At 51.4% G+C, this 13,255-nt stretch carries 17 protein-coding genes, 2 tRNA genes and 1 other RNA gene; 10 read left to right on the top strand and 10 right to left on the bottom strand.

Annotation, left to right across the window (positions count from 1 at the left end; translation table 11 throughout):
* Positions 1-93: 93 nt before the first annotated feature.
* The gene (gene mdoC / locus ACQG19_RS08975; protein WP_013097165.1) at positions 94-1,233 is read left to right on the top strand and encodes a glucans biosynthesis protein MdoC; all 1,140 of its coding nucleotides are present in this window, start codon (positions 94-96) and stop codon (positions 1,231-1,233) included.
* Between the two features lie 34 nt (positions 1,234-1,267).
* Here the strand turns inward: mdoC and ymdB are convergent, their stop codons facing one another.
* The 5 genes from ymdB to csgB form a co-directional block, all read right to left on the bottom strand.
* A complete protein-coding gene (gene ymdB, locus ACQG19_RS08970) occupies positions 1,268-1,810 on the bottom strand; it encodes an O-acetyl-ADP-ribose deacetylase (protein WP_045295774.1) in 543 nt (180 codons plus the stop codon).
* A gap of 105 nt (positions 1,811-1,915) precedes the next feature.
* Entirely contained in the window at positions 1,916-2,236 is a 321-nt protein-coding gene (locus tag ACQG19_RS08965; protein WP_029881947.1) for a type 1 fimbrial protein, read from the bottom strand.
* A gap of 161 nt (positions 2,237-2,397) precedes the next feature.
* Positions 2,398-2,730, bottom strand: a complete 333-nt coding sequence (csgC, locus tag ACQG19_RS08960; RefSeq protein WP_013097168.1) for a curli assembly chaperone CsgC — start codon at positions 2,728-2,730, stop codon at positions 2,398-2,400.
* Positions 2,731-2,791: 61 nt separating this feature from the next.
* Positions 2,792-3,253, bottom strand: coding sequence for a curli major subunit CsgA (csgA, locus tag ACQG19_RS08955; protein WP_023620194.1), 462 nt, complete (start codon positions 3,251-3,253; stop codon positions 2,792-2,794).
* A gap of 41 nt (positions 3,254-3,294) precedes the next feature.
* The gene (csgB, locus tag ACQG19_RS08950) at positions 3,295-3,750 is read right to left on the bottom strand and encodes a curli minor subunit CsgB (protein WP_045295773.1); all 456 of its coding nucleotides are present in this window, start codon (positions 3,748-3,750) and stop codon (positions 3,295-3,297) included.
* 744 nt (positions 3,751-4,494) lie between these two features.
* Between csgB and csgD the strand changes: the two genes are divergently transcribed.
* From csgD to csgG, 4 genes are read left to right on the top strand one after another with little or no spacing between them, the layout of a single operon-like run.
* Complete coding sequence (csgD, locus tag ACQG19_RS08945) at positions 4,495-5,145, top strand: biofilm master transcriptional regulator CsgD (RefSeq protein ID WP_129252626.1); 651 nt, start codon at positions 4,495-4,497, stop codon at positions 5,143-5,145.
* 4 nt (positions 5,146-5,149) lie between these two features.
* Positions 5,150-5,539 carry a curli production assembly/transport protein CsgE gene (gene csgE, locus ACQG19_RS08940; protein ID WP_023620196.1) on the top strand — a complete coding sequence of 130 codons (390 nt, stop codon included), beginning with the start codon at positions 5,150-5,152 and terminating at the stop codon, positions 5,537-5,539.
* 23 nt (positions 5,540-5,562) lie between these two features.
* Positions 5,563-5,976, top strand: a complete 414-nt coding sequence (gene csgF / locus ACQG19_RS08935) for a curli production assembly/transport protein CsgF (RefSeq protein ID WP_029881945.1) — start codon at positions 5,563-5,565, stop codon at positions 5,974-5,976.
* Between the two features lie 26 nt (positions 5,977-6,002).
* Positions 6,003-6,836 carry a curli production assembly/transport protein CsgG gene (csgG, locus tag ACQG19_RS08930; protein WP_028027948.1) on the top strand — a complete coding sequence of 278 codons (834 nt, stop codon included), beginning with the start codon at positions 6,003-6,005 and terminating at the stop codon, positions 6,834-6,836.
* 43 nt (positions 6,837-6,879) lie between these two features.
* On the opposite strand, the gene ACQG19_RS08925 is transcribed toward csgG, so the two are convergent.
* From ACQG19_RS08925 to ghrA, 4 genes are all read right to left on the bottom strand, one after another.
* The gene (locus ACQG19_RS08925) at positions 6,880-7,362 is read right to left on the bottom strand and encodes a DUF1097 domain-containing protein (protein WP_072200468.1); all 483 of its coding nucleotides are present in this window, start codon (positions 7,360-7,362) and stop codon (positions 6,880-6,882) included.
* A gap of 96 nt (positions 7,363-7,458) precedes the next feature.
* On the bottom strand, positions 7,459-8,013 hold the full coding sequence (locus tag ACQG19_RS08920; protein ID WP_013097176.1) for a TorD/DmsD family molecular chaperone: 555 nt from the start codon (positions 8,011-8,013) through the stop codon (positions 7,459-7,461).
* Positions 8,014-8,033: 20 nt separating this feature from the next.
* Positions 8,034-8,771, bottom strand: a complete 738-nt coding sequence (locus ACQG19_RS08915; protein ID WP_040019375.1) for a phosphatase — start codon at positions 8,769-8,771, stop codon at positions 8,034-8,036.
* Between the two features lie 84 nt (positions 8,772-8,855).
* On the bottom strand, positions 8,856-9,794 hold the full coding sequence (gene ghrA, locus ACQG19_RS08910) for a glyoxylate/hydroxypyruvate reductase GhrA (protein WP_097536474.1): 939 nt from the start codon (positions 9,792-9,794) through the stop codon (positions 8,856-8,858).
* A 231-nt stretch (positions 9,795-10,025) separates the two neighbouring features.
* Between ghrA and ACQG19_RS08905 the strand changes: the two genes are divergently transcribed.
* Positions 10,026-10,113, top strand: a tRNA-Ser gene (locus tag ACQG19_RS08905).
* A gap of 131 nt (positions 10,114-10,244) precedes the next feature.
* On the opposite strand, the gene ACQG19_RS08900 is transcribed toward ACQG19_RS08905, so the two are convergent.
* Positions 10,245-11,150: a LysR family transcriptional regulator gene (locus ACQG19_RS08900; RefSeq protein WP_350389253.1), complete on the bottom strand. Its 906-nt coding sequence runs from the start codon at positions 11,148-11,150 to the stop codon at positions 10,245-10,247.
* A gap of 109 nt (positions 11,151-11,259) precedes the next feature.
* On the opposite strand from ACQG19_RS08900, the gene ACQG19_RS08895 reads away from it, so the two are divergent.
* The 4 genes from ACQG19_RS08895 (at position 11,260) to ACQG19_RS08880 (ending at position 13,225) form a co-directional block, all read left to right on the top strand.
* Complete coding sequence (locus ACQG19_RS08895; RefSeq protein ID WP_023622203.1) at positions 11,260-12,120, top strand: pirin family protein; 861 nt, start codon at positions 11,260-11,262, stop codon at positions 12,118-12,120.
* A 20-nt stretch (positions 12,121-12,140) separates the two neighbouring features.
* A complete protein-coding gene (locus ACQG19_RS08890) occupies positions 12,141-12,818 on the top strand; it encodes an isochorismatase family protein (protein WP_246931459.1) in 678 nt (225 codons plus the stop codon).
* A 137-nt stretch (positions 12,819-12,955) separates the two neighbouring features.
* Positions 12,956-13,043: transfer RNA gene (locus ACQG19_RS08885), tRNA-Ser, on the top strand.
* 44 nt (positions 13,044-13,087) lie between these two features.
* A non-coding RNA gene (locus tag ACQG19_RS08880) (RtT sRNA) lies at positions 13,088-13,225 on the top strand.
* Positions 13,226-13,255 lie beyond the last annotated feature (30 nt).

The following is a 13,255-nucleotide window of genomic DNA, read 5'->3' as shown; positions in this document are numbered from 1 at the left end:
ACAGGGTGTCGGTCTTGGTGTAGGGTTGGCTTCGAATGTAACCATTATGAGTCTTAGGGATAAGGCGAAAAGTCTGAGAATGCACAAAGTTATATGAGCACAACACCTGTAGAACGTGAATACTTCCTCGACTCGATCCGGGCATGGCTGATGCTATTGGGGATCCCCTTCCACATTTCACTGATTTACTCCAGCCACACCTGGCATGTTAATAGTCAAATGCCCTCCTGGTGGCTGACGCTGTTTAATGACTTTATTCACGCCTTCCGCATGCAGGTGTTTTTTGTCATTTCAGGTTATTTCTCTTATATGCTGTTTCTGCGCTACCCCATCAAGCGCTGGTGGAAAGTGCGCGTGGAGCGCGTCGGCATTCCGATGCTCACCGCCATTCCTCTGCTGACGCTGCCGCAGTTCATCATGTTGCAGTACGTAAAGGGTAAGGCGGAGAACTGGCCTAATCTGTCGCTATACGAAAAATACAACACCCTGGTTTGGGAGCTGGTGTCCCACCTCTGGTTCCTGCTGGTACTGGTGGTCCTTACCACAGTCAGCGTGTTGATTTTTAGCCGCTTTCGCCGCCATTTAAGCGACAAAGCTAACGCCTTTTTCGCCAGTATCACCCTGGGAAAACTGTCGCTGCTCTTTTTGCTGCTGGGCATCGCCTATGCGGCAGTGCGACGGACGCTGTTTATTGTTTATCCGCCGATTCTGAGCGACGGATTATTCAATTTTGTGGTGATGCAGTCGCTGTTCTACATCCCCTTCTTTTTAATCGGGGCGCTGGCCTTTATTTATCCGAAGCTTAAGTCACTGTTTACGACGCCCTCACCGTGGTGTGCTTTTGGTGCCGCCATCGCGTTTGCGGCCTATCTGTTAAATCAGCGCTACGGCAGCGGCGATGCGTGGATGTATGAAACCGAGAGCGTCATTACCATGCTGCTGGGCCTGTGGATGGTGAATGTGGTCTTTGCGCTGGGCCACCGGCTGCTTAATTTTAAGTCCAGCCGCGTCACCTATTTCGTCAATGCTTCGCTGTTTATCTATCTGGTGCACCATCCCCTGACGTTGTTCTTCGGGGCCTATATCACACCGCATATCGCCTCTAACACGCTGGGCTTCTTTACCGGGCTGGTCTTTGTGATTGGAATCGCCATCGTGCTTTACGAAATCCACCTGCGGATACCGCTTCTGCGTTTCCTTTTCTCCGGGAAACCGCAGGTAAGAGCATCATAAAAAAACGCGGCGCACTCAGTGCGCCGCGTGTGTTTCAGGTCTCTAATTCCTGTCCGCGCTGGGTCAACAGCCGCTGATAAAGATGCAGTGTCTCCTCATCGAAACAGACAAATGTCACTTTTTCGGGCATCGGTTTAAGCGACAGGTAACGATACACGGTGTCTACCGCAATCGTCGCTGCGGCAGCTTTCGGATAGCCATACACTCCGGTGCTGATGGCCGGAAACGCCATGGTTTTATAGCCATTATCAGCGGCCAGACGCAGGCAGTTTCGGTAGGCCTCTTCGAGGATACTCGCCTCATGCCGATCGCCGCCATGCCATATTGGCCCCACGGCATGAATCACCGCTTTCGCGGGAAGATCGCCCGCAAGCGTAATAACGGCATGACCCGGTGGGCACTCCCCCTGTTGCTGACGCACAGTCTTGCAGGCTTCCAGCAGTTGCGGTCCGGCAGCCCGGTGGATAGCGCCATCCACGCCACCGCCGCCCATCAGTGACGGATTGGCTGCATTGACGATCACATCAACGTGCATCGTCGTAATATCGCCATGAATAACGTCAATTTGCGGTTTCATAAATACCCTCTGCTTCCCGCCATTTTCTTAAGTGTATCGCAGAGGTACCCGAGAGAAAAAACTATCGGGAAAAACCTCTTCCGCCGTAAAGCGGAAGAGCACACATCAGCGGTACTGAATTTGTACCACCGCGAGCGTTTTTTCAGGATTGAGGTACTTCATGCTGAGGGTGGCAAGGCTGGTATCGGTCACATGGCCATTAAGTGCATCTTCATAACTGACTATGCGCGTATGAATCCGGTTATTTTCCGGGCATGACAACGCAAACTGCCGCGTTTGTGCAGTCACTTCACAGGGGTCGGCGACAATCGCGCCGCGAAAATGAATGACCCCACCCTCAACAACCGTCGCCGCAAAAACCGGGGTTACAAAAAGAGAAACGAGCAGACTAAAACCAGAAGCGAGTTGAGCGATATATTTGGTCACGTGTATGTACTCCTCAATGAAAATCGTCCTTGAGGGGTAAAAGCGCTCCATTAAAGCAAACGTAGTTTCACGTTCCGGAACTTAGTTGCTCAGTTCCTGTTATCAGCATAGCTCAACGGTGAAGGCATGCCACATTGGCAAATCATTGATTTTATGAATGATTAAAGCCTCTTCTCCGGCGGTGACCACTGCTGTGATAAATGAAGCGATTTACCATCAGAGACGGTGACAATAATGTTCACCGTATCCCCCGTACCAATATTTAAACTCAGCCGCATTAAATCGATCGTCTGATTAGCGGGGATAAAAAGCCTGTTTTGCTGGCGTGATGTACTTTGGCCACTCTGCCCTTCCCGTTCAGCCACGATTTGTACCTGACAATCACACGGCGTTGTCAGCGTAACCTGGGGAATAATGGTGGTCATATCGCCCTGCTGCGATGTGTTAAACGTTATTTGACTGGAAAGCGCGGCAAGGAGAATTAAGGTATTCATGATGCACTCCCGAAAAAAAACAGGGCTGAGGCCCTGTTTTTTTGTAGCACAGATTTCAGTATTAATACTGATAAGCTGCAGCGTGGTTACCAAAACCAATCTGGGTAACATTGACCGTAGAATTAGACGCAGTCTGATCAACCATTGCGCCGTTAAATCCACCGTACTGGCTCACATTCATTGTAGAGTCGTGACTGTTCCATTGATCAAGCGTTGCGCTGTTGGCAAAACCATTCTGAGTCAGAGAGATGGTGCTGTCGTCAGAACCTTGTCCAACATCTGCGCCATTACCGCCACCGCTCTGGCTAATAGACAGCGTTGAATCTCTGGCATTGGTCTGCAAGGCGACAGCTGAGTTACCGCCACCGTTCTGGTAAATATTCAGGGTTGAATTTGGGCCATTACCGCCTTGACCATGGCCATGACCGTGTCCATGGCCCCAGCCACCTTGATCAATGAGACCGGCCATAGCACTACCAGAAACGACGATTGCTGCAAGAGCTGCCACTTTGATAAATTTCATGGTAAAACCCCCATCGGATTGATTAAAGTCGCCGCGAATAACTAACGTTGAATAACGCGAATTGCCATTTGCGACTGTTTTTGCACTACAACTGCGTTTTTCTGTGTACCGTACTGCGTGATGCTTGCCCTATTACCCGACCCTTTCTGGATAATTTTCGCACTATTACCAAATCCGTCCTGCGTAATATCTGCATCATTCGCAAAGCCGCTCTGAGCAATATACGCAATATTATAAGTCCCTGATTGATCAACCCGCGCCCTGTTACCTGACCCATCCTGGGAAACGATGGACAATAATTTTGAACCGTCCTGGCGCACCTGAGCGTCATTAAGTACACCCTGTTGACCAATAATGGCTGCCTGATTTAATGATGTACGGCTTAATTCATTTACCGCAAAGTTATATTCAGAGGTAGCCAAATCTGAACTCGCCGCGGTGACAACCCCAGGCGCTCCCAGTAATGTAAACATCATAAATAACGATGTGTTTTTCATGTTGCCACCCTGGACCTGGCTGATTTAAAAGACTTCAGGTTAGAACAACGCATATTTTGTTAACGCGTCGTTACGGTGAAGAGTATGTCTGCCGAAACACGTTAAATATCTCACCCGCGCGGCTTATTTTTATTTTTCAGGTCACCTCAAAGTAGTAATTCCTGAACAAAAATAGCGATAAGTGAAGCCATTTAATTTTTATAAAGCCTTATCCATCGCAAATGGGTGAAACATCGCAGCGGCTGTTCCGACGCGAGAGAGGAAGGGTTAAACGTAACGACAGGATGACATTAACGTTAACGTGTGACACAAGACGCGATTTCTTAAGGCGAAGCGGCATGCATTCCGTAGGTTAGATTTTTTTTGAAACTAATACTTTAAAATTTCTGAAAAAGAATAACATAAAAACATTAAAATCAGACACATAGAAATATTTGTATGATTTTTAAAATCTGTGCATCATTATTTAGCTGTACAACTTTTTCATCAATTAAAGGCTTTCAAGAAGGTACGAATTCATAAATTAATATTGATTTTTACATCTTGTTACACGTTTAACACTTGCTTTAAACTTCGTAAAAGCTAGATTGAAATTAGATGTACGAAAATCGTTTTATATTTTCCTCCCCTGTGGAGGTTATGGTTTGATTCTACACACAGCAGCGCAACATCTGTCAGTACTTCTGGTGTCCTCTTTTCGCAGGAGGACAACTGCCAGGTGTCATAAAAAAGTGGGGTTTCATCATGTATAATGAAGTCCATAGTTTACATGGTCATACATTACTGTTGATCACAAAACCTTCTTTGCAGGCGACCGCTTTATTACAACATTTAAAGCAATCTTTATCACTGAACGGGAAATTGCATAATATTCAACGTTCTTTCGATGATATTGTACCTGGCTGCATTATTCTTTTCGATATGATGGAAGCGGATAAAAAGCTCATCCATTACTGGCAAGATACTTTGAGCAGGAAAAACAATAACATCCGCGTGTTATTATTGAATACGCCTGACGAGTATCCTTTCCGGGACATTGAAAGTTGGCCGCATATCAATGGCGTGTTCTACGTCACTGAAGAAGAGAATCGGGTGGTAGAAGGCCTGCAAGGTATCTTGCGAGGAGAATGTTATTTTTCGCAAAAGCTGGCCAGCTACCTTATCACGCACTCCGGAAATTACCGCTACAACAGTTCAGAGTCAGCACTGCTAACGCACCGCGAGAAAGAGATCCTGAACAAATTGCGCATTGGTGCTTCAAATATTGAAATCGCCCGTTCGTTATTTATCAGCGAAAATACGGTAAAGACGCACCTTTATAATCTTTTCAAGAAGATAGCTGTTAAAAACCGAACTCAGGCGGTTTCATGGGCAAACGATAACCTCAGGCGTTAATCACATGAAACGCACCATGAGTTGGATTGCCGCAGCGGGCTTTCTGCTCGCTGCCGGGAACCTGAAGGCCGTCGAGGTCGAAGTTCCCGGATTGTTAACGGACCATACCGTCTCTTCTGTCGGACACAATTTTTATCGTGCCTTCAGTGATAAATGGGACAGTACGTATCCTGGAAATATAACAATCAACGAGCGGCCCAGTGCACGATGGGGAAGTTGGATAACAATAACGGCTAATCAGTTCGTTATTTATCAAACATTTTTATTTCCCACCAAAATAGACTTCGATAAAAACGTAGCCTTGGCGCTGGCGCAATCAGAAGACGCTATTAATCGCATGCAAATAGACAAAGCGCTATTAAGCACAAGAGATTTAGCAAAAGACGAGTTCTAGCGAACCTATATCCGGAGGCTGTCATGCGTATTGCATATGCAGTTGTTTCGATAATGCTCATCACCCCATTAAGCTGGGCCGGGAATATGACATTCCAGTTCCGTAATCCCAACTTTGGTGGTAACCCGAATAATGGGGCATTCATGTTAAATGAAGCCCAGGCGCAAAATTCTTATAAAGATCCCAGCTTCGAGGATTTTAGCGTGGATACGCCATCCGCACTGGACAACTTCACCCAGGCAATCCAGTCGCAAATTCTGGGCGGTTTGCTGACCAATATCAACACCGGCAAACCCGGCCGCATGGTGACCAATGACTTCATTGTCGATATCGCCAACAGGGACGGGCAGCTCCAGTTGAACGTTACCGATCGTAAAACCGGAAAAACCTCAACCATTCAGGTTTCCGGTTTACAAAATAACTCGACTGACTTTTGAACAACCCCAAAATAAGGACAACGATCATGCAGCGATTCCTGATACTTGTTGCAGTGTGCTTATTGAGCGGTTGTTTAACTGCTCCACCTAAAGAAGCTGCAAAACCGACATTAATGCCTCGGGCTCAAAGTTATCGTGATTTAACCCATTTGCCTGCCCCGACAGGTAAAATATTTGTCTCCGTCTACAACATTCAGGATGAAACCGGGCAATTTAAACCTTACCCGGCAAGTAACTTCTCTACGGCCGTACCGCAAAGCGCCACCGCCATGCTGGTGACCGCGCTGAAAGATTCGCGCTGGTTTATTCCTCTGGAACGTCAGGGGCTGCAAAACCTGTTAAATGAACGAAAAATTATTCGTGCGGCGCAGGAGAATGGTACCGTTGCAGATAATAACCGCATGCCGCTGCAATCTCTGGCTGCGGCGAATGTTATGATTGAAGGGTCGATTATCGGTTACGAAAGTAACGTGAAATCTGGCGGTGCTGGCGCACGTTATTTCGGTATCGGTGCAGATACGCAGTATCAGCTCGACCAAATTGCCGTTAACCTGCGTGTCGTTAACGTCAGTACCGGGGAAGTGCTCTCTTCGGTAACCACCAGCAAAACCATACTCTCTTATGAAGTGCAGGCCGGGGTGTTCCGCTTCATTGACTATCAGCGTCTGCTGGAGGGTGAAATCGGTTATACCTCTAACGAGCCGGTGATGATGTGCCTGATGTCAGCCATTGAAACCGGAGTTATCTTCCTGATAAATGATGGTATCGACCGCGGGCTGTGGGATCTGCAAAACAAAGCAGACGTGCAAAACCCGGTACTGGTGAAATACCGCGATATGTCGGTTCCTCCGGAATCCTGACAGGACGCGCATAAAAAAGGCGAGATAGTTATCTCGCCTTTTTTTATTCACTCACCGCTGGCACGTTTTGCGCTTTTTCTCGTCGTGCCGCCAGCCACAGACCACTGTTCTTCATGGCATAGCCAAACAGCAACCCCAGCGCCAGCGAGGGGACCACCAGCTTCCAGTCACCCTGCCCCGCAAAGGTGGCACACGCCCCCATAAACGTGCCGGGTACAAACGACAGCAACAGATGCTTTGCCTGAACGCACATCAAAAAGGCGACCACACCCGTCATGATATAGCCGAGGATCTCCAGATGCGGAGCGAGCGCACTGCCCTTCATGATAACCAGCGCCCAGATAACGCCGCTCATCAGAGTGCAGCCTGAGATAAAAAGCCCTTTGATCCCACCCTGCGGGCAGGCGAAGTAGGCCGTGCAGCCGAGAAATCCAGCCCAGCTGAGCAGTCCGAGAGAGACGGCTACCCATCCCCAAAGCCCGGAGAGGATACCTGTTGTGAGTGCGATACAAAGTAATATGTTCATGGCGCGCATCTTAGCAGAAGCGCGCCATGGAAATGAGATCAGAAGCACATTATATGCAAGATGATGCGTTGCGTTGCAGAACTAATGTGATCATGATCACTCTTCATTCTCTTCTTCCAGCTCATCCCACATTGCAGCGATGGCGTCACGCGTCAGGGGAGCCAGCGTTCTCCAGAATGGCGAGGTGGCATGCGCTTCAACTTTCCCAAGGAATGTCCCGACCCACGGCAGCAGGTACATTTCGAACAAGGTTTCGATGGCTTCGTTCTCATCGTCACCGGCGTGGTCCTCAATCCAGGATGCGGCCAGCAGCAGCGTACCGATATGATCGGCAGGCGTGTCGGTCAGCGGCATGCCGCGCTCTGAAAGAAAAGCGCGCACTTCCGCTTCCGTTGCCCCTTCCTGCCAGGCAGAGCGGTAAGGTGAAACACGGCACTCTTCCCCCACAAACAGCGCGTTGTAATCTGTGGAGATTTGCTGCATGTCGCAGCTTTTCTGCAGGCGCTCCAGTAAATCATCCTGTTCCAGCGGCCAGTTCTGCGCCAGTTTCCCTTCACGAATTAATGTAAAGAGCGGGACCAGCAGCGGGTCTTGAGGCTGGCGGTAGTACAGCGTACCCAGCACGCGGCAAAGGATGGAAAACTCATTCATTTTTTTATTCCATTACACAATTAAAGATCGGCAAATTCGGCAATCGGTTCCATTCCGCGCGACTCAAGGAAATCGAGCATGCGACGAGGGGTCACGTTCAGGATTTGCGCTTCCGGGAAGTTAACATCATTCAGCACTTTCAGGCACTCGCTGAAATCACCCAGTGTGAACGCAGTATGGGAATCTGAACCCAGCGCCACCATGCCTCCTGCATCACGCACTGCGGCCGCCACTTCGCGGCAGTTCGCTTCACTGCCCTTACGCGAGTGCACGAAGGAGGAGTTGTTAATCTCCAGCGCCACGTGATGCTTCGCTGCCGCCTGCGCGACAGCCTGAATATCAATTGGGTACTTCGGGTTGCCAGGGTGGCTAATAATATGCACGTTGCCGCTGGCAATGGTGGCAATCATCGCCGCGGTGTTGGTTTCTTTATCCTGAGGCGCAAAGACAGGTTCATGGAAACCGGCGAGAATAAGGTCAAGAGATGTCAGCATCGGGCCGGTGCAGTCGATCTCACCGTCGGTATTTTTAATGTTCGCCTCAATGCCACGCAGTATCCCAATACCGTCCACCAGGCGTGGCCAGATCCGCATATTCACAAAATGCCAGTAGTGCGGCGCATCCGCCATATCCGGGCCATGATCGGTGATCGCAAAAAGCCTGATGCCCTTGAGCTTCGCTTGTGCAATGTAATCATGGAGGTTGCTATACGCGTGGGTGCTGGCGACGGTGTGCATATGCAGGTCAACGGGATACATCTCTCTCTCCTCTGCGATTTTTTCAAAGGATAGCAGTTATCTGCTGCGATTATTAGCAAAAACCCGGCTAACGCCGGGTTTCACTCAGTAGCCGCGCGTTCTGTCGACCTGCCCGGTCACCGCGTTGCCCTGCTCTATCTCACTGATGGTGTGCGTAATATAGGCCACCGCCTCTGCCGGACGCGTCACGGCGGCGACGTGTGGGGTCATCGCCACGCGCGGATGTGCCCACAGCGGGCTCTCTGCCGGCAACGGCTCGCGGCTGTACACATCCAGCATCGCGCCTTTCACCTTGCCACCATCAAGAGCTTTGAGGAGATCGGCTTCCACCAGATGAACCCCGCGCGCCAGATTCATCACGTAACTCTGATCCGCCAGCTGATTCAGAAGCGCGCTATTAATAATGCCGACCGTTTCCGCCGTATTCGGCAACAGATTGATCAGTACGCGCGTCCCCTTCAGAAACGCCGGGAGTTCATCTGTTCCGGCAAAACTCTCAACGCCAGGATAGTTCTTGCGGCTGCGGCTCCAGCAGCGCAGCGGGAAGCCCCACGGTGCAAGCGCTTCGGCCACTTTTGAGCCGAGCACGCCCGCCCCGAGAATACCGATGGTAAACTCTTCACGTTGATATTCTGGCAGCGGCTCCCAACGGGATTGCAGTTTTAAGGCCTGATAATCGTCAAAACGCCGGAACCAGTGCAGCACCTGACTCACGGCATATTCCTGCATTTGCTGGCCCATGCCGGTATCTTCCAGGCGGAACAGGGGGATCTCCTCCGGCAGCATTTCAGGGTGCGCTTTCAGTTTGCTCAGAATGGAATCCACACCGGCACCGAGGGCAAAAACGGCCTTCAGCTTGCGCCCCTGGAGCATCTCGACCGGGGGATGCCAGACCAGCGCGTAGTCTGCATGTTCGTTATCACCGCGCTTCCATTCACGCACGCGCGCCCCCGGTAACGCTGCCGAAAGTGCCTTAATCCAGTAAGCCGTATCAAAAGTGGGGTGATAGAAGATAATATCCATACTCATTCCTGCCTTTTTTGCGCTGTTTTATTTTCATTTTCAACTGGATTGCCAGCATAACAAATTTATCGCCGGACCGCGTTGCCGATAAAAAAGGCGCTTTCAGCACATTTAAGAATCATGTTGTTTGAAGTTTGTCTAAATGCGCTAATTTACTGAAAAAGTGTGTTGACGGCTGTTCGGCTTTTCCTTACATTAGCGCCCGTCCCGACAACAACGGGATGACAATATGGTGAGGTGTCCGAGTGGCTGAAGGAGCACGCCTGGAAAGTGTGTATACGGCAACGTATCGGGGGTTCGAATCCCCCCCTCACCGCCATATTTAAAGAAGAGCTCGCATGAAAATGCGGGCTTTTTTTTCGCATGTTGCTCGCTTGAGGGGGATGAGAACCTTGAGCCCCCTGCGCTCTTTATGTCGGGTGGCGCTGCGCTTACCCGACCTACAAAAAACTACTCTTCAACCATCCGTGCATACTCTTCTGTAAGAAAATCCACCAGCGCCCTGACGGACGGCAGTAATCCGCGTCTTGATGGATAAACCGCATGAATCACTTCTCTTTTTGGCTCCCACGCCTCCAGCACCCGAATCAGCTCTCCTGATGCCAGCTGATCTTTCACCATCAATATCGGCAGTTGCACCACACCGATCCCCGCCATGGCCGCTTCACGCAGCGCCAGCATGTCGGTGGTAATCAGGCGCGGGGTAAAATGAATTTCTGCTTTCGCGCCTTCCGGGCCGCATAATTGCCATTTATGGATATGCTTACCCTCGCCCATACTCAACCCGGGCCAGGCGCTGAGTTCTGACGGCATCGACGGTTTTCCCAGGCGTTCAATCAAGGCCGGGCCCGCGACCAGGCAATGTCCCCGGTCGGCAAGCACCCGTAATACCAGATCGCTGTCATCAAACGGACGGGGACGCACACGGATCGCCACATCCACACCCTCCCCCACCAGATCAACCCGCCGGTTCGTTGCTTCCAGCTGAAGGTTGATCCCGGGATAGCGCACCATAAACCGCGCCAGCATCGGGCCAACATGCACATGCAACAACGTGACAGGACAGGTAAGCCTGACGATACCGCGCGGTTCCGCCTGCAGCGCGGCCACGGCTTCTTCCGCCGCTTCCGCTTCAACCATCATGGCTTTGCAGTGTTGATAGAACGTCTGCCCGACCTCCGTTACCGTAAATTGTCGCGTTGTACGTTGAATTAACCGCACGCCGAGCCCCTCTTCAAGCTGCGCAATACGGCGGCTCAGCCTCGACTTAGGCAGATCGAGTGCCCGCCCTGCTGCAGCAAAACCACCGTAGTCGACCACTTTCACAAACCACACAAAGTCATTGAGATCCTGCATAAATCCTCATCGTTCTATTTTCAGAACAGTGAATGCCATTTTCACTCTCTACCGGAACATTAACTCTGAATATAAGCTAATTACATCAACAGAACATCAGGAGTTCATCATGAAAAACGTAACAGGCGTCTATACCGCCCCCCGTCAACACTGGGTTGGCAATGGTTTCCCGGTGCGTTCGATGTTTTCTTATCAGACACACGGCGAGTCGCTGAGCCCGTTCTTACTGCTGGACTACGCAGGCCCACATACCTTCCCGGCGGACGGCACAAAACGCGGGGTGGGCGAGCATCCGCATCGTGGTTTTGAAACGGTCACCATCGTCTATTCCGGCGAAGTGGAGCATCGCGACTCCACCGGCAGAGGCGGCGTCATTGGTCCGGGCGACGTGCAGTGGATGACAGCCGGTGCAGGCATTCTGCATGAAGAGTTCCACTCCAGCGCGTTCGCGCACAAAGGCGGAGAACTCAAGATGATGCAGCTTTGGGTCAACCTGCCGGCGAAAGACAAAATGGCCACGCCGGGCTATCAGAGCATTACCAAAGCCGATATCCCGGTGGTCACGCTGCCCGACAACAGCGGCTCGCTGCGGGTTATCGCTGGTCACTACGACGATGTTAGCGGCCCGGCGCATACCTTCTCGCCGCTGAACGTGTGGGACATTGCCCTCAACCAGGGCAGCCACGTCACGCTCAGTCAGCCAGAGGGCTGGAGCACGGCGCTGGTGGTGCTGGAAGGCCATGTCACGGTGAACGGTACGGCTCACGCGGGAGAAGCACAGCTGGTGGTCATGAGTCAGGAAGGTGACAGGTTACACCTGGAAGCCAGCAGCGATGCCAAAGTACTGCTGATGGCCGGTGCGCCGCTGAATGAACCGATTGTGGGCTACGGCCCGTTCGTGATGAACAGTAAAACCGAAATCAATGAAGCCATTCGTGATTTCAACTCCGGCCGTTTCGGCCAGATCTAACCGTAATAAAGGAGATGAACATGTCTACACCTGCCAACTTTAATGGAGCACGTCCGATCATTGATGTGAACGATGCGGTGATGTTGCTTATCGACCACCAGAGTGGCCTCTTCCAGACCGTCGGCGATATGCCGATGCCAGAGCTGCGTGCCCGTGCGGCGGCTCTGGCGAAAATCGCGACGCTTGCGAACATCCCGGTGATCACCACCGCTTCCGTCCCGCAGGGCCCGAACGGTCCGCTCATCCCGGAAATTCATGCCAACGCGCCGCATGCACGGTATGTGGCACGTAAAGGGGAGATCAACGCCTGGGATAACCCGGAATTTGTGGCTGCGGTTAAAGCCACCGGACGTAAGACGTTGATTATCGCCGGTACCATCACCAGCGTCTGCATGGCATTTCCGTCGATTAGCGCAGTGGCGGATGGCTATAAAGTCTTTGCGGTGATTGATGCGTCCGGTACTTACAGCAAAATGGCGCAGGAGATCACCCTGGCCCGTGTGGTGCAGGCGGGCGTGGTGCCAATGGATACGGCGGCTGTTGCCTCTGAGATCCAGCGGACATGGAACCGTGAAGATGCGGCCGAGTGGGCAGAAGTCTACACGCACATTTTCCCGGCGTACCAGCTGCTGATCGAGAGCTACGGTAAGGCGCAGGAAGTGGTGAAAAACAGCGAAACGCTCGATTCACAGCGTTAAGCGCGCGTGCTGTGACCAAAGCTGATTAAGGCTTAACCGAACACGCACTAAAGCTGAAAATCTGCTTGACCGTTTTAGCGCAACTCCCTATAGTAGCGCCCCGTTGCCCCCCAAGCGGTCAGGCAGCAAAACAATATGGTGAGGTGTCCGAGTGGCTGAAGGAGCACGCCTGGAAAGTGTGTATACGGCAACGTATCGGGGGTTCGAATCCCCCCCTCACCGCCATATTCAAGACAAGAGCTCGTGCGAAAGTACGGGCTTTTTTCTTTTATAGTCTCCGAAAGGGGGGGATGAGAATCCCCGACCGGGGTTCGACAACTGGCGACAGCCAGTTGGACAGACTGCGAGCGCAGCGAACAGGCTGCCCGAAGGGCGAGCGAAGCGAGTCAATCCCCCCCTCACCGCCATATTCAAGACAAGAGCTCGTACGAAAGTAC

The organism is Enterobacter cloacae complex sp. 277I4, assembly GCF_050031465.1.
In the GTDB taxonomy this organism is placed as follows: domain Bacteria; phylum Pseudomonadota; class Gammaproteobacteria; order Enterobacterales; family Enterobacteriaceae; genus Enterobacter; species Enterobacter cloacae.
The sequence above is the reverse complement of the archived record's forward strand: the minus strand, read 5'-3'. Positions and strand labels throughout refer to the sequence as shown.